Source organism: Streptomyces sp. NPDC001914, from assembly GCF_042891215.1.
GTDB lineage: Bacteria > Actinomycetota > Actinomycetes > Streptomycetales > Streptomycetaceae > Streptomyces.
On the sequence record NZ_JBIASW010000021.1, the window covers coordinates 51216 to 69777 of the forward strand.

15 protein-coding genes are annotated in these 18562 nt (G+C 71.8%); 4 read left to right on the forward strand and 11 right to left on the reverse strand.

Translation table 11 applies throughout. The annotated features are described in order from the left end of the window. Nucleotides 1-25 precede the first annotated feature (25 nt). The 3 genes from ACFYYF_RS37065 to ACFYYF_RS37075 form a co-directional block, all read right to left on the reverse strand. Nucleotides 26-883 (reverse strand): ABC transporter permease, encoded by an 858-nt coding sequence (locus tag ACFYYF_RS37065; protein WP_388782863.1) that lies wholly within the window; start codon nucleotides 881-883, stop codon nucleotides 26-28. Beyond that, nucleotides 880-2148, reverse strand: coding sequence for an ABC transporter ATP-binding protein (locus ACFYYF_RS37070; RefSeq protein ID WP_388782866.1), 1269 nt, complete (start codon nucleotides 2146-2148; stop codon nucleotides 880-882). The genes ACFYYF_RS37065 and ACFYYF_RS37070 overlap by 4 nt, the downstream gene beginning before the upstream one ends. A gap of 228 nt (nucleotides 2149-2376) precedes the next feature. After that, nucleotides 2377-3300, reverse strand: coding sequence for a hypothetical protein (locus ACFYYF_RS37075; RefSeq protein WP_365486753.1), 924 nt, complete (start codon nucleotides 3298-3300; stop codon nucleotides 2377-2379). Nucleotides 3301-3536: 236 nt separating this feature from the next. Between ACFYYF_RS37075 and ACFYYF_RS37080 the strand changes: the two genes are divergently transcribed. After that, complete coding sequence (locus tag ACFYYF_RS37080; protein ID WP_388782868.1) at nucleotides 3537-4472, forward strand: hypothetical protein; 936 nt, start codon at nucleotides 3537-3539, stop codon at nucleotides 4470-4472. Between the two features lie 22 nt (nucleotides 4473-4494). Here the strand turns inward: ACFYYF_RS37080 and ACFYYF_RS37085 are convergent, their stop codons facing one another. The 5 genes from ACFYYF_RS37085 to mce form a co-directional block, all read right to left on the reverse strand. Beyond that, complete coding sequence (locus tag ACFYYF_RS37085; RefSeq protein ID WP_361683309.1) at nucleotides 4495-5262, reverse strand: ABC transporter permease; 768 nt, start codon at nucleotides 5260-5262, stop codon at nucleotides 4495-4497. Nucleotides 5263-5264: 2 nt separating this feature from the next. Continuing rightward, on the reverse strand, nucleotides 5265-6251 hold the full coding sequence (locus ACFYYF_RS37090) for an ABC transporter ATP-binding protein (protein ID WP_388782871.1): 987 nt from the start codon (nucleotides 6249-6251) through the stop codon (nucleotides 5265-5267). Nucleotides 6252-6403: 152 nt separating this feature from the next. Beyond that, complete coding sequence (locus tag ACFYYF_RS37095) at nucleotides 6404-7339, reverse strand: cellulose-binding protein (RefSeq protein WP_361683305.1); 936 nt, start codon at nucleotides 7337-7339, stop codon at nucleotides 6404-6406. A 209-nt stretch (nucleotides 7340-7548) separates the two neighbouring features. Then, entirely contained in the window at nucleotides 7549-11397 is a 3849-nt protein-coding gene (gene scy, locus ACFYYF_RS37100) for a polarized growth protein Scy (RefSeq protein ID WP_388782874.1), read from the reverse strand. A gap of 243 nt (nucleotides 11398-11640) precedes the next feature. Next, a complete protein-coding gene (gene mce, locus ACFYYF_RS37105; RefSeq protein ID WP_361683301.1) occupies nucleotides 11641-12081 on the reverse strand; it encodes a methylmalonyl-CoA epimerase in 441 nt (146 codons plus the stop codon). A 147-nt stretch (nucleotides 12082-12228) separates the two neighbouring features. Between mce and ACFYYF_RS37110 the strand changes: the two genes are divergently transcribed. The 3 genes from ACFYYF_RS37110 (at nucleotide 12229) to ACFYYF_RS37120 (ending at nucleotide 16493) form a co-directional block, all read left to right on the forward strand. Then, entirely contained in the window at nucleotides 12229-13431 is a 1203-nt protein-coding gene (locus ACFYYF_RS37110; protein WP_365486745.1) for an acetyl-CoA C-acetyltransferase, read from the forward strand. 40 nt (nucleotides 13432-13471) lie between these two features. Continuing rightward, entirely contained in the window at nucleotides 13472-14428 is a 957-nt protein-coding gene (gene meaB, locus ACFYYF_RS37115) for a methylmalonyl Co-A mutase-associated GTPase MeaB (RefSeq protein WP_388782940.1), read from the forward strand. Nucleotides 14429-15203: 775 nt separating this feature from the next. Beyond that, entirely contained in the window at nucleotides 15204-16493 is a 1290-nt protein-coding gene (locus tag ACFYYF_RS37120; RefSeq protein WP_388782878.1) for an MFS transporter, read from the forward strand. Nucleotides 16494-16533: 40 nt separating this feature from the next. Here ACFYYF_RS37120 and ACFYYF_RS37125 read toward each other — a convergent pair whose 3' ends face one another. The 3 genes from ACFYYF_RS37125 to ACFYYF_RS37135 all read right to left on the reverse strand — a co-directional run bounded on the left by ACFYYF_RS37125 (nucleotide 16534) and on the right by ACFYYF_RS37135 (nucleotide 18562). Beyond that, entirely contained in the window at nucleotides 16534-17010 is a 477-nt protein-coding gene (locus tag ACFYYF_RS37125) for a MarR family winged helix-turn-helix transcriptional regulator (RefSeq protein ID WP_103550943.1), read from the reverse strand. Nucleotides 17011-17114: 104 nt separating this feature from the next. Then, on the reverse strand, nucleotides 17115-17915 hold the full coding sequence (locus ACFYYF_RS37130; RefSeq protein WP_361683295.1) for an AIM24 family protein: 801 nt from the start codon (nucleotides 17913-17915) through the stop codon (nucleotides 17115-17117). Continuing rightward, nucleotides 17912-18562: an AIM24 family protein gene (locus ACFYYF_RS37135; RefSeq protein WP_361683293.1), complete on the reverse strand. Its 651-nt coding sequence runs from the start codon at nucleotides 18560-18562 to the stop codon at nucleotides 17912-17914. Before ACFYYF_RS37135 ends, ACFYYF_RS37130 begins: the two co-directional genes overlap by 4 nt.

The window sequence follows — 18562 nt, forward strand, 5'->3', positions numbered from 1 at the left end:
CCGAGGGCCGGGGCGGGCGCGGCCGTCAGACGTCCCGGCGCTCCAGGAGCACGAAGGCGGCGACGACCGCCGCCGCCGTGATCCCGGCCAGCAGGCCGAGCTGCGCTCCGCCGTTGCCGTTCTCCGAGTCGAGCCGGAAGACGTGGGCGAGGGCGTTCGGCGCGTTGTACTCCTGCATCTTCTCGCCGATCGTGCGCATGCTCTCGGACATCATCAGGAACGCGGGCATGATCGCGGGCACCAGCACGACACCGAGCATCGTGGTGATCGCGCCCGCCGAATGACGCAGCATCGAGCCCACCGCGAGCGCGAGTACGCCGAGCAGGGAGACGTACAGCGCGCCCATCACGACGGTGCCGCCCCAAGTGACTTCGGAGGCTTCACCGGCGGCGTCGCTGTGCATCCCCTCGGTGAACAGACCGACGAGACCGATCGCGAACGCGGAGACGCCGAAGGCCACCGCGAAGAAGATGATCAGCTTGGCGGCGAGCACCCGGTAGCGCTGCGGCGAGGCCGTGAAAGTCGTACGGATCATGCCGGTGCCGTACTCGGAGGAGACCACCAGCACGCCCAGCGTGATCAGGCAGATCTGCCCGAGCATCAGGCCGAAGAACGCCGGGATCGTGTACGGAACGTCGCCGAAGTCCTCGTTCGTCGTCTGCACGGCGACCAGGAAGCCGATGCCGATCACGAGGAGGAGGAAGATCCCGAGCGTCCACATCGTGGAGCGCACCGACTTGATCTTCGTCCACTCGGAGTGGAGCGCGTGCCCGAGGTGGGTGCGGGTGACGGGGATCGGCGAGGTGTACGAACTGCCGGGCGCCGCCTGCCATGAGGGGGCAGCGGCGGCCTGCTGCGGCATCGGGGGCTGGGGCGTGCTCATCGGGCGTCCTCGGGCTTGGTCAGGTCGGCGGCGGGCGCGGTCGTGGGTGCGGCTTCGGGCGCCGGAGCGGGCGCGGCGGCGGGCGCCGGAGGGCTCGCGGGAGCCTGCGCGTACGGATTGGCGTCCGGGGCGCCGGGGGCGGCCGGAGCGCCGTACGGGCCGGGTGCGGCGGCACCGGGGGCCGCGGGAGCGCCGTAGGGCCCGGCCTGCGGCATGGCGAAGGGCTGCCCGCCCTGCTGGGGCGGCAGCGGCGCGTACCAGCCCGGCTGGCCCTGGCCCGCCACCGGCATCTGCGGGGGCGGCATGGCGCCCGGCGGCAGCGGCTGCTGGAGTCCGGCCTTCTGGTCGACGGTCGAGCGGTAGTCGACGGCGCCCTGCGTCATCCGCATGTACGCCTCCTCGAGCGAGGCCTGGTGCGGCGACAGCTCCCACAGCCGGACGTCGGCGGAGTGCGCGAGGTCGCTGATGCGGGGGAGCGGCAGGCCGGTGACGCGCAGCGCGCCGTCCTGCTCGGGCAGCACCTGGCCGCCGGCCTCGGTCAGCGCCGCGGTCAGCTTCTCGCGCTGCTGCGGCTCGGTGTCGGGGGTGCGCACCCGGGCGAAGTCGGCCGAGTTGTGCGAGATGAAGTCCTTGATGTTCTGGTCCGCGAGGAGCTGGCCGCGGCCGATCACGATGAGGTGATCGGCGGTCAGCGCCATCTCGCTCATGAGGTGCGAGGAGACGAAGACCGTACGGCCCTCCGCGGCGAGGGACTTCATCAGGTTGCGCACCCAGAGGATGCCCTCGGGGTCGAGGCCGTTGACCGGCTCGTCGAAGAGCAGCACCTGGGGGTCGCCGAGGAGCGCGGCGGCGATGCCGAGGCGCTGGCCCATGCCGAGCGAGAAGCCCTTGGAGCGCTTCTTCGCCACTTCCTGAAGGCCGACGACGCCGAGCACCTCGTCCACGCGGCGGGCCGGGATGCCCGACAGCTGGGCCAGGCTCAGCAGGTGGTTGCGGGCGCTCCGGCCGCCGTGGACGGCCTTGGCGTCGAGGAGCGCCCCGACCTGGCGGGGCGCGTTCGGCAGCCTGCGGTAGGGGAAGCCGCCGATCGTCACCTGCCCGGAGGTCGGGTTGTCGAGGCCGAGGATCATGCGCATCGTCGTCGACTTGCCCGAGCCGTTGGGCCCGAGGAAGCCGGTGACCGCACCCGGCCTGACCTGGAAGGAAAGGTTGTACACGGCTGTCTTGGCGCCGTAGCGCTTCGTCAGGCCGACTGCCTCGATCATTCTCCGCACCCATCGAAAGGTTCAGGACCTCGGGGCGCACGCCCCCGTAAGGGTTAGGAGGATATCCGGGCGCCGACGGTTCCACTCAAGGGGAAGTAAAATCGCGCCCATCGCCTGGTGAAAGATCCAGGAGAGGGCGGAGTTTCGCACCGCTGTTCTGTCAGGTACCCGTCTTTCCTGGCGGGGCGGCAAAAGCGAATTCAGGCCGTCCCGAAGCACAGGGAAATCTCAGGACCGCTCCGGCAGGGAATCGCCGAGCGGCGGAAGATCGTCGTACAGCCGCAGCTCGGCCGATTCGTCGAGGTAGGGCAGGAAGTCGGTCTGCGGCAGCACCCAGCCCTCCTCGCCGAAGACGAGGGTGCCCGCCTCGCGCAGCGACCGGTCGGCACCCGCGCGGCGCACCCACGCCGCCGGGTCGGGCCCGAGCAGGTCACGCAGCCGCCCGGAGCCGGCCAGCAGGGCCGCCAGCAGCTCGGCCTGGTCGCCGCCGCCGGGGCGGGGCCGGCCTGTCCCCGGATCGGCGAGCACGCCGTGCGCGCTGAAGTAGATGTACGCGCCGCCGAGCCGTTCCCCCGACGGCATCGTCATCGTGAACGCGTCGCCCGGGAGTATCGCCCGCCGGTAGTCAGGGAACTCGGTGTCGTCGACGGCCTTGAGCTGCGTCGAGTCCAGCCAGGTCACCACGAGCGTCGTCTCGGCGCCCGCGTCCACGTACGGCGTCCCGGCCACGTAACCCGCCGGACTGATGTGTCCCGAGCAGCCCACGCCGATCCCGCGCACCCGCACCGGGACCATCGGCACCGTCGCCGGGATGCCCAGCCGGGTCAGCTTGTGGGCGACCTGCCCGGGGGAGGCGTTCGAACCGACGGCGATGACCGGGTGGCGCAGTCCGGTGCCCACCTGCCCCAGGTCGGCGAGGGCCTCGTCCAGCCGCTGCTGAGCCTGGCGCTCCTCCACGAACCACTCCCCGAGCCGCAGCGGCCGCACGTCGAGCTGGAGCAGCTCGCCGCCGGTCAGCAGCGACGGTTCGGTGGTGGGCCGGCCCGGATAGGTGAGGGGCTTCTTCGCGGGCACGTCGCTCAGGCCCAGTGCCTCCAGGCTTCGGTCCTTCGTCGTCACGGTGACGCCCTCCGGGGGTGGTGTCGCGCGCATGCAGGCACAGCCTTTCACGCGAGATGAACCTGGGCCTTCATCCGAGGTCTACCCGGCGTGGGACCCGGTCTCCCCGGCTGGGCGGGGTTGGCCTGAACCGACACCGGGAATGATGTCGCCCCTATTGTATGGCTGAGGGCGAAATCGGTTACGGGGGAGGCGAGTTGGGACTCGTGAGGCAAAGTCTGGGGCGGCTGGGGCGGACCGGCCGGGGACCGGGGCATCCGCGCTATCGCATGTCCGTTCGCTGGTGGATCGCGGGACGCACCGTCCACGCCCTGCTGCTGATGACCCTAGGCGCGCTGGCCGTGCTCTCGGCCGTCGTGGCGGCGGCCTGGACGCTGACCGAGGACTCGACGCGTTCGATGGCGGACCGTTTCTCCGACGGGGAGCGGCTCCTGGACCTCAGCCTCGGCGTGCTGCGCGCCTGCGTCGGCACCGACAGCCTGGACCCCGAGCCGGACAGCACCGCCCACCAGCTCCTCGCCACGCTCGCCTCCGTGACCGGCGCCCTGGTGCCCGCCGTGCTGCTGGGCATCGTCCTGATCAAGCTGTTCGCGCTGCGCCCCTTCGTCTGGCGGCGGCGGGCCAGCATCTCGCACGCCTGGACCGCCGACTTCCCGGGTTACTCGCGGCGGCACGCGGGCAGCGACCACGCCATCATCGCCGTCCGCTTCTACAACCGCTTCGACAATCTGTCGGTCGTCGACCTGCGGGCCCGCGCCCATCTGCGCTATCTGGAGCGCTCCCCGCACGACGGCAGTCTCGTCATCTACAAGCAGTGGCTGAAGGTCCTGGACGCGCAGGGCGATCCGGCCGACGAGCGGAGCTGGCTCGCGGTGGAGCGGGGGGCGCCCTTCACGGTCTGGATACCGGTCGAGGCGCCGGTGGCCGAACTGCCGTTCCACCGGATCCAGGGCAAGGACCTGTCCCGCTCCTCCGGGGTGAAACTGCTCGTCCGGCTGACCGCGCGGACCGTCGGCCTCGGCACCGAGGTCGCCGACGAGCGCTGGTTCGACCTGGAGGCCGGGGACTTCGAACTCGGCCGATTCGTGCCCCTCCAGCCTGACCTCGGCAAGGACGTGTGGCAGTGGGACGGCTGGTCCGACTTCGACGGGCTGATCCACCCCGGCCCGGACGGCGACGGACCGCCCGCCCCGCCCGCCTCCTGAGCGAGGCTGAGCGACGCCCGTCCTACGCGTCCCGCTTCTTGAGCAGGGCGTACCCGCCGGCCAGGGCCACCGCCACCCACAGCAGCATGATGGCGAGGCCGCCCCAGGGGCCGTAGGGAGTGTCGTCGAGGGGCGTCACCACCCGCAGGATCCTGCTGCCGGCCTGGTCGGGGAGGTAGCGGCCGACCTTCTTGGTGGCCGAGACCGCGCCCAGGATGTTGGAGATCAGGAAGAAGAACGGCATCAGGATGCCGAGTGAGAGCATCGGCGAGCGCAGCATCGCCGCGACGCCCATCGAGAAGACGGCGATGAGCGTCATGTAGAGCCCGCCGCCGATCACCGCGCGCAGCACCCCCGGATCGCCGATCGACGCCTTGTGCGTGCCGAGCGCCGCCTGGCCCACGAAGAACGTGATGAAGCTGGTGATCATCCCGACGGCCAGGGCGAGACCGGCCGCCACCGCGACCTTGCTGAACAGGAACGTGCCGCGCTGGGGGACCGCCGAGAGCGACGTGCGGATCATGCCGGTGCTGTACTCGTTGCCGACGACGAGCACCCCGAACACGATCATCGCGAGCTGGCCGAGGGTCATGCCCGCGAAGCTGATGAACGTCGGGTCGAAGGTCAGCCGGTCCTGCCGGCTCATGTTGTCCCACTCGTGGTTGGACAGCAGCGAGATGAGCAGGCCCAGCGCGATCGTGACGACCGCCGCGAGGCTCAGCGTCCACACCGTGGACGAAACGGAACGGATCTTGGTCCACTCGGACCTGAGGACCTGTCCGGCCGCCATCGTCAGCCCTTCTTCCAGTCGCCGCCCCAGCGGGGGGCGGGAGGTGTGTCCGGCGGGTCCGGCACGAGCTCCGGTTCCGCCGTGTCGGTGTGCGCGTGGTACTCCACCGATTCCGCGGTCAGCCGCATGAAGGCCTCCTCCAGCGAGGCCTGCTGCGGGCTCAGCTCGTGCAGCACGATCTGGTGCCGCGCGGCCAGCTCCCCGATGTGCTCCGGTTTCCCGTCGTCCACCTCCAGCGCCCCGCCGCCCGTCTGGACGACCGTGATCCCCGCGCCCTTCAGCACGTCGAGCAGCCGCTCGCGCTGCGGGGAGCGGACACGGACGTAACTGCGGGAGTTCTGCCGGATGAAGTCGGCCATCGAGGTGTCGGCGAGCAGCCTGCCCTGGCCGATGACGACGAGGTGGTCGGCCGTCAGCGCCATCTCGCTCATGAGGTGCGAGGAGACGAAGACCGTACGGCCCTGGGACGCGAGGGATTTCATCAGATTGCGGATCCAGTGGATGCCCTCGGGGTCGAGCCCGTTGACCGGCTCGTCGAACATCAGGATCCGCGGATCGCCCAGCAGCGCGCCCGCGATGCCGAGCCGCTGGCCCATGCCGAGCGAGAACCCCTTCGCCTTCTTCCGGGCGACCGCGGTGAGGCCGACGGTGTCGAGGACCTCGTGCACCCGCGCCCTCGGGATGCCGTTGCTCTGGGCGAGGCACAGAAGGTGGTTGAAGGCGCTCCGGCCACCGTGCATCGCCTTGGCGTCCAGCAGGGCGCCGATGTACTTCAGCGGGTCCTTGAGCCGGTCGTAGTGCTGTCCGTCGATCCGCACGTCGCCCGCGGTGGGACGGTCGAGCCCGAGCATCATCCGCATCGTCGTGGACTTCCCGGCGCCGTTGGGACCGAGGAAGCCGGTCACGATGCCCGGTCTGACGGTGCAGGTGAGGTTGTTGACCGCCACCTTCTCGCCGTACCGCTTCGTCAGCCCCTCGAGCTCGATCATGCGGCCACGCTAAGACCGCCCCCGGGGGCCTGCCACTTGACACGACAGGACCCACCGGCCCGACGGCGCCCACCGGCCCGACGGGCCCTCCGACACGACAAGGCCCGCGCCCTCGGCAGAGGGAGCGGGCCTTGTCGTGTCGTGCTGTGCGGTTACCGGGACTGCTGCGCCGGAACCCCGCGGGAGATCGGCTCGTCCTCGGCCGGACCGGTGGCGGCGGCCACCGCGGCGCCCGTGAGCGTCGCGAGCATCTCGCGGACGTTCGTGAGCTGCGCGTTGATCGAGTCGCGGCGGTTGGTGAGGGCGGCCAGCTCGCGCTCGGATTCCGAGCGGATGCGGTCGGCCTTGGCGTTCGCGTCGGCGACGATGTCCTCGGCCTGGCGCTGAGCCGTCTCCACCGTCTGGCGGGCGCGGCGCTCGGCGTCCGTGCGCAGCTTCTCGGCCTCCAGGCGGAGCTGCTCCGCGCGGTGCTCGATCTCCGCGAGGCGCTTCTCGGCCTTGGCCTGCCGCGACGCGAGGTCGCGCTCGGACTGCTCGCGGCGCTTGGCGAGGTTCGTCTCGAAGTCGGCGGCGGCCTGGGCGGCCTTGGCGCGGGTCTCCTCGAAGAGGGCGTCCGCCTCCTCGCGCTTGGACGCCGCGTCCTTCTGCGCCTCGGAACGCAGCTGCGAGGCGTCGCTCTTGGCCTTCTCGACGATCCGGACGCCCTCGTCCTCCGCCTTGGCCTTGCGGTCCGCGGCGAACGACTCGGCGTCGTTGCGCACCTGCTGAGCGGCCGACTCGGCGAGCTCGCGGTGCTGCTCGGACGCGCGACGGGCCTCCTCGCGCAGGTCCTTGGCCTCCTCCTCGGCGAGGCGGAGGATCTTCTCGACGCGGGCGCCCAGACCGGCGTACGACGGCTCGGCGTCGCTCACCTGTGCCTGGGCGTTCTGCGTTTCGAGATGGAGTTCCTCGATGCGCTTTTCGAGGGCGGTGATACGGGCCAGAGCGCTGTCACGGTCGGAGACGAGCTTCGAGATGCGTTCGTCCACCTGAGCGCGGTCGTATCCACGCCGCACAAGCTCGAAGCCGTAGGGGGAAGTGTCGCTCATGGGGTTCCTGTCGAATGAGACCGGTGAGGTGATAGGTGGAATCCTAGGGGGCAATGCGGTGTGTCATCGAGCGGATACGTGTTTGATCTGGAGAATGACACTCCTTTTGGGTGGCCGGCTGTCGGAAGGCTTGCCAGAACCTGTGACAAACGTCCCGGAAAGCACGTAAATCCGCGCTTCCCGCCAGGGCCCGTCCCCGCGGACAGACCCTAACTCTCCGACGCCTTGCCGCCCGAACGGGCCGCCCCGGCCGAAGCGCCCGCCTTCACCCCGCCGTCCTTGCCGGCTCCAGGGGTCTCGAAAGACTCCAACGCTTCCAGGACGTCCTGGACACGGGAGATCTCCGTGTTGATGTCCTCACGCCGGCGGACCAGGACCTCCAGGTCGCGCTTGCCCTCCTCCACGGCGGCCTTCGCCTCCTGGATCGCCTCGGAGCGGATCTTCTCCGCCTCGGTGACGAGCGAGGACTTCTTCTGCTCGGCCTCCTTGAGAAGCCCCTCGGCCTTGCGCACGGCGGCGATCCGCACCTTGCTCGCCTCGGAGTTCGCCTCGGCCACCAGGTCCTTGGCCTTCGCCTCGGCCTCCTTGAGCTGGTCCTCGGCGGCCTTGATCAGCGCGTCGCAGCGGTCGCCCGCGTTCTTCATCGCCTCGGACGACTCACGGCGCGCCCGCTCGTGCAGGTCCTCGATCTCGGACGTGACGCGGTCGCGCAGCTCCTCGGCACGCTGGCGGATCGCCGTGGCGTCCCGGCGCGCGCCGACCAGCAGCTCGTCCGCGTCCGCGCGGGCCCGCTCCACGAGCGTGTTGCCCTCGACGGTCGCCTCGGACACGAGCCGCTCGGCCTCGCCGCGCGCCACACCGACCATCGTGTCGGCCTGCGACTCGGCGTCCGCCGTCGTCTTCTGCGCGCTCTGCTGCGCGTCCGAGAGCAGCTTGTCCGCCTCGGACGCCGTCTCGGAGATGAGCGTGTCGACCTGCTCGGCCGCCTCGGAGCGCTTCTTGTTGGCCTCCTGGCGCGCCTCGTCCAGCAGCCGCTCGGCCTCCTCGCGCGCCGCCGCGGTACGCCGCTCGGCCTCCTCCGTCGCCCGCGCCTTGAACCGCTCGGCCTCGGTACGGATCCGCTCGGAGTGCTGCTGGGCCGAACCGACCGCCTCGGCGGCCTCGGCGCGCAGCCGCTCCGCGTCGCCGGTCGCGTCCGAGATGAGCTTCTCGGCCTTGGCCACGGACTCGGCGCGTACCCGCTCGGCCTCGGCCGCGGTCTCGATCCCGAGCCGCTCGGCCTCCGCCGCCGCCTCCGTGATGAGCGTGTCCACCTGAGCCGCCGCGTCCGAACGCATCCGGTTCGCGTCCTCCCGGGCGTCCGCACGGGTGCGCGCGGCGTCCTGGTCGGCGTTCGCGATGGCGTCCGACACCTCGGTGCGCACCCGCTGGGCGTGGTCGGCGGCGTCCGAACGCATCCGCTCCGCCTCCGCGATGGCCTCCGCGACCGTGCGCTCCGCGAGCGCGCTCGCGGCCTCCCGCTCCTCGTTCGCCTCGCGCCGCAGCCGCGCCGCGTCCTCGCCGGCCCGCTCGCGCTCGGCGTACGCGTCGGCGCGGACCCGGTCCGCCTCCTCCTGCGCCTCGGTGCGCGTACGGTCCGCCGCGTGCTCGGCGGCCGAGCGCAGTCCGGTGATCTCCTCCTGGGCCTGCTCGTGCAGCCCCGCCACCGCGTCCCGCACCTGCTGCGCGGTCTGCTCGGCGCTGGAGACCATCTCGGTCGCGCGCCGGTCCGCCTCCTCGACCAGCCGTACGGCCTCGGCCTGGGCCTCCTCGACCCGCTTGCGCGCGGACGCCAGCAGTTCCTCGCTCTGCTCGCGGGCCCGCTCGCGCTCCTGGTCGGCCTCCTGGCGCGCCGAACCGAGGGTCTCCTCGGCCTCGCGGCGGCGCCGGGCGGCCTCCTCCTGGGCGGCGGCCAGCGTCTCGGCCCCCTCGGCCGCCAGACGCTCGGCCGCGGTCTGCGCCTCGCCGCGCACCCGGTCGGCGGTGTCCTGGGCCTCCGACTTGAGCCGCTCGGCCTCCGCCGCGGCCTCCGAACGCAGCCGTACGGCGATGGCCTCGCCCTCGGCACGGGACGCCGACGCGTCCGCCGCGGCCTCGTCGCGCCGCCGGTCGGCCTCCGCCTCCGCCTGGGCCTGGAGCGTACGGATCCGCTCGGCGGACTCCGAACGCAGCCGGTCGATCTCCTCGGAGGCCTCGCGGCGGATCCGCTCGGCCTCCGCGCGCGCGTCGGTCAGCGCCTGCTCGGCGGCGGCCAGACGCTCCTCCGCCTCCGTGTGCTGCCGGGCCAGCCCCTCGGCGGCCTCGGCCTGACGGGCCTCTATGGCCCGCTCGGTCTCCTCGCGCTGCCGCTCGGCGGCCCGCTCCGCGTCGGCCACGATCGCCTCGGCCCGCTCCTCGGCCTCCGCGCGGTGCCGGTCGGCCTCCGCACGGGTCCGCTCCAGCGTCTCCTCGGCCTGCCGACGCAGCGACGTGGCGCGCTCGATGGCCTCGGTGCGGACCTTCTCGCTGTCCGCGGTGGCGGCCTGCCGCAGCTCGTCCGCGTCCGCCTTCGCCTTGCCGAGCAGCTCCTCGGCGGTCTTCGCACCCTCCTCGATCTGCTGGACGGCCTCGCGCCGGGCCTCGGCGCGGATGCGCTCGCCCTCGGCGACGGCGTCCGAACGCAGCGTCTCCGCGTCCCCGCGCAGCCGCCGCGCCTCCTCCTGGAGCTCGACGGTCTTGGCGCGGTACTCCTTGGTGTCGTCCTTCGCCGTGCCCTTGAGCTGCTCGGCGATGTCGTGCGCCTCGGCGCGCAGCCGGTCGGCCTCGGTCTCCGCCTCGGTGCGGATCCGCTCGGCCTCCTCGGAGGCCGCCTTCGTGGTCCGCTTGGCCTCCTCGGACGCCTTGTTCAGCACGTCCTCGGCGGTACGGGCCGCCTTGGCCAGCTGGGAGGCGGTCTCCTCGGCGGTGAGGCTGCGCGCGCTCTCCTCGGCCTCGGCGACGATCGTCTCGGCCTTGCTGCGGGCGTCCGCGACGATCTGCTCGGCCTCGGACTTGGTGGTCTCGGCCTCCTGGTTGGCCTCGCTGACCAGCCGGGCGACCTGCTCCTTCGCGGTCCGGGTGCGCTGTTCGTTGACCGACTCGGCGTTGGCGATCGTCTTCGCCGCGGCTTCCTTGGCCTCGTTCAGCACCTTGTCCGCCTCGGCCTGGGCCTCGCGCAGCGCCGTCTCGGCGGCGCTCATCCGCTGCTCGGCGGCCCGGCTCAGCTCGCCGGCCTGACGGCGGGCGTTGTCCGACTCGCTCGCCGTGCTGCTGCGGAGCTGCTCGGCGTGGTCGGTGGCCTCCTGCGCCTGCGTCGAGGCGGCGTTCAGCAGCCGCTCGGCGTCCGTGCGGGCACGGCGCAGCAGCGCCTCGGCCTCCGCGCGGGCGGTCTCGGCGTCGGTGGTGAGCCGCTGGCGCGCCTCGGCGGCTACGCGCTCGGCCTCCGCGCGGGCGGCGGCGAGCGCCTGCTCGGCCTCGGCGCGCGACTCGTCCACCAGGCGGCGGGCCTGGGACTCGGAGCGGGCGCGAAGCTGCTCCGCCCACGCCACGTTCTCGTTGACGTGCGACTCGACGGTCTGGCGGCGCTCCGCCAGCTCCTGGTCGAGCTGCTGACGCCGGGTGACGGCCTCCTGGTGCAGCTCGGCCTGGAGCCGGGCGGCCTGCTCTGCGTGTTCCTGGAGGAGACGCTGGGTCTGCGCCCGCGCCTGGCTGATCTCGCGCTCGGCGTCGACGCGCAGCTGGTCGGCCTGCATCTGGGCATTGCGGAGCATCTGCTCGGCCTGGTAGCCGATGTCGGCCCCGTCGTAGGCAGGACGGGTCGCCAGACTGCGGCGCGCCTCGTGCAGCTTGGCGCGCAGCACCTCGACCTGATAGCCGCGGTCCTCGGCGTGCTGGACGGCCTTCTCCCGCTCGGTCTTCAGCCGTTCCATCTCGGCCTCGAACCGAGAGAGGTGGTCGACGTCAGCCGCCGGCTCTCGCTCCTGGCGTTCGTAGCCCCGCACTGCGCGGTCCCATCCGTCCCCTGGTCGCAAGTAATTCCGAACGAGCACCGTTCTTCCGCCGAACGGGGCCCCCGGGGAATGGTGTCAGATCAACGGCGGAGCACGGGCTGCTGCCCCGACGCTCGCCCCCCGAAACCTGGACCCCGGCCCTTGGTCCCGCTCGCCGGAAGGCGCCAGGACCACGGCCGTCCCCCGCGAAAGGCGACGGCCGACCCCAACCCTACCGGCCCAGATATACGGAGGTCAGTGCTCAGGTGACTCAACCGCCGCCGAAGTGACCAGTTCTGTCAGTACTCCGTGGCAATCCTTGGGGTGCAGGAACGTGATCCGGGACCCCATGGACCCGGTCCGGGGCTCGTCGTAGAGGACCCGGACGCCCTTGGAGCGGATGTCGGCGGCGTCACCGTCGACGTCCGCGGTGCCGAAGGCGATGTGGTGCACGCCCTCGCCGTTCTTGGCCAGCCACTTGCCCACGGCCGAGTCCTCGCGGGTGGGTTCCAGCAGCTGGAGGTAGGAGGCGCCGCCGTCGGACGTCTCGTTGATCTTGAGCATGGCCTCTCGCACGCCCTGCTCCTCGTTGACCTCGGAGTGGAAGACTTCGAAGCCGTACGTCGCACGGTAGAACTCGACAGTCTTGTCGAGGTCGAAACAGGCGATCCCGATGTGGTCGATTCGCGTCAGCATGGAGTCAGTGCAGCGCTCCCGGCGTGGTTACGCAACGTGCGCGCGATCACACCGCGGGCCGGATGACGCGTGGCGTACCGCTCAGTACATTCTGAGTAAACCCTCGTTCACTCCTCGGCTGTGCAGCCGGTAAGGGGATCGCACCTCATGTCTGGAACGAACAGCAACACCTCGGTGATCGTCGCGGGCGCCCGCACGCCCATGGGACGACTGCTGGGCTCGCTGAAGTCCTTCTCCGGGGCCGACCTCGGCGGCTTCGCGATCAAGGCCGCCCTCGACCGTGCGGGCATCGGCGGCGACCAGGTGCAGTACGTGATCATGGGCCAGGTGCTCCAGGCCGGGGCAGGGCAGATCCCGGCACGCCAGGCCGCCGTCAAGGCGGGCATCCCCATGAACGTCCCGGCGCTCACCATCAACAAGGTGTGCCTCTCCGGCCTCGACGCCATCGCGCTGGCGGACCAGCTCATCCGCGCCGGCGAGTTCGACATCGTGGTCGCCGGCGGCCAGGAGTCCATGACGAACGCCCCGCACCTGCTCCCGAAGTCCCGCGAGGGCTACAAGTACGGCGCCATCGAGATGCTCGACGCGATGGCGTACGACGGTCTGACGGACGCCTTCGAGGGCGTCGCCATGGGCGAGTCGACGGAGAAGCACAACACCCGTCTCGGCATCCAGCGTCCGGTGCAGGACGAGATCGCCGCCCTCTCCCACCAGCGCGCGGCCGCCGCCCAGAAGAACGGCCTCTTCGAGGCGGAGATCACACCGATCGAGATCCCGCAGCGCAAGGGCGAGCCGGTCGTCTTCAGCAAGGACGAGGGCATCCGCGCCGAGACGACCGCCGAGTCGCTCGGCAAGCTGCGTCCCGCCTTCGCCAAGGACGGCACCATCACCGCCGGCAGCGCCTCCCAGATCTCGGACGGCGCGGCCGCCGTGGTCGTGATGAGCAAGGCCAAGGCGCTGGAGCTCGGCCTGGAGTGGATCGCGGAGATCGGCGCCCACGGCAACGTGGCCGGCCCGGACAACTCCCTGCAGTCGCAGCCCTCGAACGCGATCCTGCACGCCCTGAAGAAGGAGGGCCTTCAGGTCGCGGACCTCGACCTGATCGAGATCAACGAGGCCTTCGCCGCGGTCGCGCACCAGTCAATGAAGGACCTCGGCGTGTCCACGGAAAAGGTGAACGTCAACGGCGGCGCCATCGCCCTCGGTCACCCGATCGGCATGTCCGGCGCCCGCCTCGTCCTGCACCTGGCCCTCGAACTGAAGCGGCGCGGCGGCGGCGTCGGCGCGGCCGCCCTGTGCGGCGGCGGCGGTCAGGGCGACGCGCTGATCGTGCGGGTGGCCAAGGCCTGACACGCTTTCGCGCAACGGACCTCTCGTGAACGGAGCTGTGATGCAGGACGTCTCCTCGCTGGTGACCCAGGCCAGGGAAGGACGGCCGCGGGCGGTGGCCCGGCTGATCTCCCTCGTGGAGGGGGCGGCACCACAGCTCCGTGAGGTCATGGCCGCGCTGGCCCCGCTGGCCGGCAACGCGTACGTGGTGGGGCTCACCGGCTCGCCCGGGGTCGGCAAGTCGACCTCGACGTCGGCGCTGGTGACGGCCTACCGGCGGCAGGGCAGGCGGGTCGGCGTCCTGGCCGTCGACCCGTCCTCGCCGTTCTCCGGGGGCGCGCTCCTCGGCGACCGCGTCCGGATGTCCGACCACTCCTCGGACCCGGGCGTCTACATCCGCTCGATGGCCACCCGCGGACACCTGGGCGGGCTGGCCTGGTCGGCCCCCCAGGCGATCCGTGTGCTGGACGCGGCGGGCTGCGACGTGATCCTCGTGGAGACAGTCGGCGTCGGGCAGTCGGAGGTCGAGATCGCCTCCCAGGCCGACACCTCGGTCGTGCTGCTCGCCCCCGGCATGGGCGACGGCATCCAGGCCGCCAAGGCGGGAATCCTGGAGATCGGCGACGTGTACGTCGTCAACAAGGCCGACCGCGACGGCGCCGACTCCACCGCCCGCGAGCTCAACCACATGCTCAGCCTCGGCGAGTCCCGGGGGCCGGGGGACTGGCGCCCGCCGATCGTCAAGACGGTCGCCTCGCGCGGCGAGGGCATCGACGAGGTCGTCGAGGCCCTGGAGAAGCACCGGGCGTGGATGGAGGAGCGCGGAGTCCTGGCCGAGCGCCGGCGCGCGCGGGCGTCCCAGGAGGTCGAGACGATCGCCGTCACCGCGCTGCGCCGCCGCATCGGCGACCTCCACGGCGACCGCCGCCTGAGCGCCCTCGCGGAACGCATCGTCGCGGGCGAACTCGACCCGTACACGGCAGCAGACTCCCTGATCGAGGGCCTGAAACAGACCTGACCGGCCCCGGGGTACCGGGCGCCACCACTTGGGTGCGGGACGGAGGGCCCGCCCCCTTTCGGGCGTGGGGCAAAATCTCAGCCCCTCCGGCGTTTGAGGAGCGGGGTCTGGGGCGGAGTACCGGGCGCCACCACTTGGGTGCGGGACGGAGGGCCCGCCCCGTTTCGGGCGTGGGGCAAGATCTCAGCCCCTCCGGCGTTTGAGGAGCGGGGTCTGGGGCGGAGCCCCAGGGTGGGTCGGGCAGGGGCGGAGGGGGCGAAGGTGCATCCGACGCGCACCGCAGAGCCGCGGCGAAGGGCGCAGAGCCGAGCCGGATCGTCGGCCCTGAGCCCGATGGGGAGTTGAGCCCGGCGGGGTGACACCGATAGGGCGTTCCGGAGCCGGCTGGCGGGCTTCGGACGCCGGTCGGTGGGGTGCCCCGGCGCGCTGGGGTGCGGCGCGGTGTGCCGGGCACGGCCGAGTGCACCCGCCCGGGCGGCACGCCCCCGCGCCGGACAACTCGGCCCGGCGCACAGCGGGTTGTGGTGCCCTTCCGGCGGCCAGGGCGGCCAGGGCGGCCGGGGCGGACACGGCGGCCAGGGCGGACAGGGCGGAGCCGGGGACGAGCGCGGGGAAAATCCCTGGCCGACTCCTCGTGGGCGCTGTTACGTTGACGGCATGTTCCTCCTCTTGGCGTAGGGGCCACCCGGACCCGCGACGCGAACACAGCACCACGGCTGTGCCGTCGCGGCACTTCGACGACCCCCGCCCCGCCTCGGTGTTGAGGAACCTCACCATGTCTGCGTCACCCCCGCGGCCGTCCTACGCCGCGCTCTTCCGCATGCCCCACGCCCGCCGCACCTTCGCGGCGGCCATGATCGGCCGTCTCTCGTACGGCGTCGTCGCCCTGGCCATGATGCTCACCACGACCCGCGCCACCGGGTCGTACGCCGTGGCCGGCACGGTCATGGCGCTGTTCGGCGCCGCGAGCGTGTTCCTGTCGCCCGCACGGGCGGCGCTGATCGACCGCTACGGCCCACGCCGAGCCCTGATCCCCATGGCCTCGCTCTACGCGGGCCTGCTCACGGCGTTCGCGGTGACCGCCTGGCGCCCCGGCGCTCCCGTGCCGGCGGTCGGCGCGCTCGCGGTCGCCGCGGGTGCCTGCACCCCGCCGCTCGGTCCCACGATGCGTGCCGTGTGGGGCGAAGTGATCCAGGACGAACGGCTGTTGCAGCGTGCGTACAGCCTCGACGGCGTCGTGGAGGAGATCCTCTTCGTCTCCGGTCCGCTGGTCGTCGGCGCGGTCGTGCAGACGGCGCCGCCCGCCGCCGCCGTCGCGCTCAGCGCCCTGCTGGTGTGGTCCGGCACCCTGGCCTTCGTCCTGTCCCCGCTCGTCGCGGGCGTCCGCCCGGCCACGGCCAAGGCGCCGAGCGGCGGGCGTCCCCGGCAGGGCGGCCGGCCCCTGCGGCGGGCCCTGGCCCGGCCCGTCGTCGTGGCGTCGGGCGTCGGTCTGTCCCTCGGCGCCGTCGACCTGCTGGTCATGGCGTTCGCCGAGCGGCACCACCACGGCTCGGGCGTCGTGGCCTGGGTGCTCGCCGCGCTGTCGCTGGGCAGCGCCCTCGGCGGTCTGCTGAACGGCGCGGTCGACTGGCGGACCGCGCCCGGTGCCCGGCTGCCGCTGCTGGCCGGCGCGCTGGGCCTCGCCCTGCTCGGAGCGGGCCTCGCCCAGGGCCTCGGGGCGCTGGTCGTGGCCGTGGCCTGTGCGGGCTTCTTCGTCGCCCCGGCCCTGACGACCTCGTATCTGGTGGCCGACGCGGCGGCCCCGCCGGGCTTTCGCACCCAGGCCGGCGCCTGGGTCAACACCGCGGTCAACGCCGGGAGTTCCGTGGGCACCGCCGGTGCGGGCCTCCTGGTGGGCCGGCTGCCGCTGGGCCTGTGCTTCGCCGTCTCGGGCGCGGCCGCGATGGCCGCGGCCCTGGTCTGCGTACGAAGCGCACGAACCCCGCGTCCGGGTGCGGACGCGGGGAACGGTGTGGCCGGCGGTTCGCGGCCCGAGGTGACGGACGGCGAGCGACTGCCCGGCTGAGGCTTCCGTCGGGATCGTGCCGCGGGGGCGGCGCCCGGTCCTAAGGCTTGCCGCGCTGCCCCAGCAGGTGTTCGGCGATCGGGCGCAGCGACTTGTGCAGGTCCTCGAGCGCCTCGGGCGACAGAAGGTCGATGAAGTGCCGCCGCACGGACGCCACGTGGTGCGGCGAGACCTTCTTCATGGTCTCCATACCGTGCTCGGTGAGGACCGCGTACAGTCCCCGCCGGTCGGACTCGCAGTTCTCCCGGCGCACCAGGTCCGCGTTCTCCATGCGCGTGATCTGGTGCGACAGCCGGCTCTTGGACTGGAGGGTGGCGGAGGCCAGGTCGCTCATCCGCATGCGTACCCCCTCCGACTCGGAGAGGTTGACCAGGATCTCGTAGTCGTTCATCGTCAGCCCGAACGGCTGGAGGTCCCTCTCAAGCTGGTACGTCAACAGCCTGTTGACCTCCAGGTGGGTGCGCCAGGCGCACTGCTCCGCATCGGTCAGCCAGCGCGTGGCCGTCTCGGTCTCCATGAATGAAGTCTACCTAAAATGTTGAAATGCGAACTAGTGAGGGGTTGTGTGACAGTGCGCACGTGTTCGACGTGCGTTCGACGTCACACTCCGCAGACTACCGCTCACAGCCCGAAGCGACGCTGGAGGTCTCCCAGCTGTCCGGGAAGGCGCGGTGCCCCGGCCTGCTGCCCGTGCTGACCGGGCACCCCTCCCGCGCCGGGCACTCCGGCCTGCTGCGGGACCGCCCCCGTGGCCTGCTCGGCCATCAGCATCTCGGTGGACTGGAGCAGCACCGTACCCGCCCCCACGAACTCGAACTGGTGCTCCTCGCCGGAGGCCCCTCCGAGGCCCGTCATCGCACGTAGACCGCCCATCACGCCTGTCATGTACCCGTGGTCGTAGTGGTGGCAAGGGGAGGGGCAGTCCGCCCAGCCGACGAGGGCCTGCGGGTCCACCCTGATCGGGGGTTCCATGAACACCACCGGGCCGTTGGACGCGGCCACGAACTTGCCGGTTCCGATCAGTGTCAGAAAGCCCGGCACGATCGACTGCTTGAGCGCGAGACTTGGCTGAAAAGCGAGCAAGTTGCCGGAGCGAATGGTCAGGTTGCCGTCGTCGAGGTCGTACGAATTCACGTCGAAGGCCCGGTCGGCGAGCAGCATCTTGCCCGAGCCCTGTGCCACGACCCAGTCGCTCGCGTGCAGTGGCGAATGGAACGACGTACGGACAAGACGGTCAAGTCGACCGTGCCCGATGCCGTTGAACTCCATCGATCCGTAGTAGGCGATCATCTTGCCCTTCTGCAGGAACCACTCGCTCCCTTTGAGTTCCACGCAGAAGGTGTAGTTGTTGACGTTGTCGTCGGCCGGCAGCGACAGGGGATCGTGGATCACCGGACCGCCGGGGGCTCCGTACCCGCTCAAAGCTTCTCCTCCGAGGCCTGGACGTACACCGAACCGCTGCCGCTCAGCTCCAGCTGGAACGCCTCGCCCGAGCCGCGTCCCACCATGTCGCGCCAGCCCAGCGCCGTGGACAGCTTGTTGCGCACGTCGCCGTGGTGCGCCACGTACGCCTGCGGGTCGACGTGCACCGTCCGCTGCGGGGTGATCGGGACCTCGAAGACGCCGCCGTGCGCCATGACGGCCACGGCCCCGTGCCCCTTGAGCGTGGTCGTGAAGAGCCCCTGGCCCGTCACCTGTCCCCGCACCATGCCCATGACGCCGCCCTGCGAGCCCAGGAACATCGTGCCCTGCTGGAGTGCCCCGTCGAAGGCCAGCAGCCGGTCCGCCTCCACGTACAGCGTGTCACCCGTCAGGCTGATCACGTGGACATGGTGGCCGCCGTGCCCGAAGAGCACCGTGCCCGACCCCTCCACGGTCATCAGGGGAGTCGCCTCGTTCGCCAGGCGGCGGCCGATCATCGACATCACCCCGCCCTGCCCGCCCTGGACGTTCGGAGTGAAGGACACCTCGCCCTTGTACGCGAGCATCGCGCCGCGCTGGCTGAACAGCCGCTGCCCCGGCACGACCGTCGCCTCGACCATCTTCGAGTTCACCTCGCGGAACGCCAT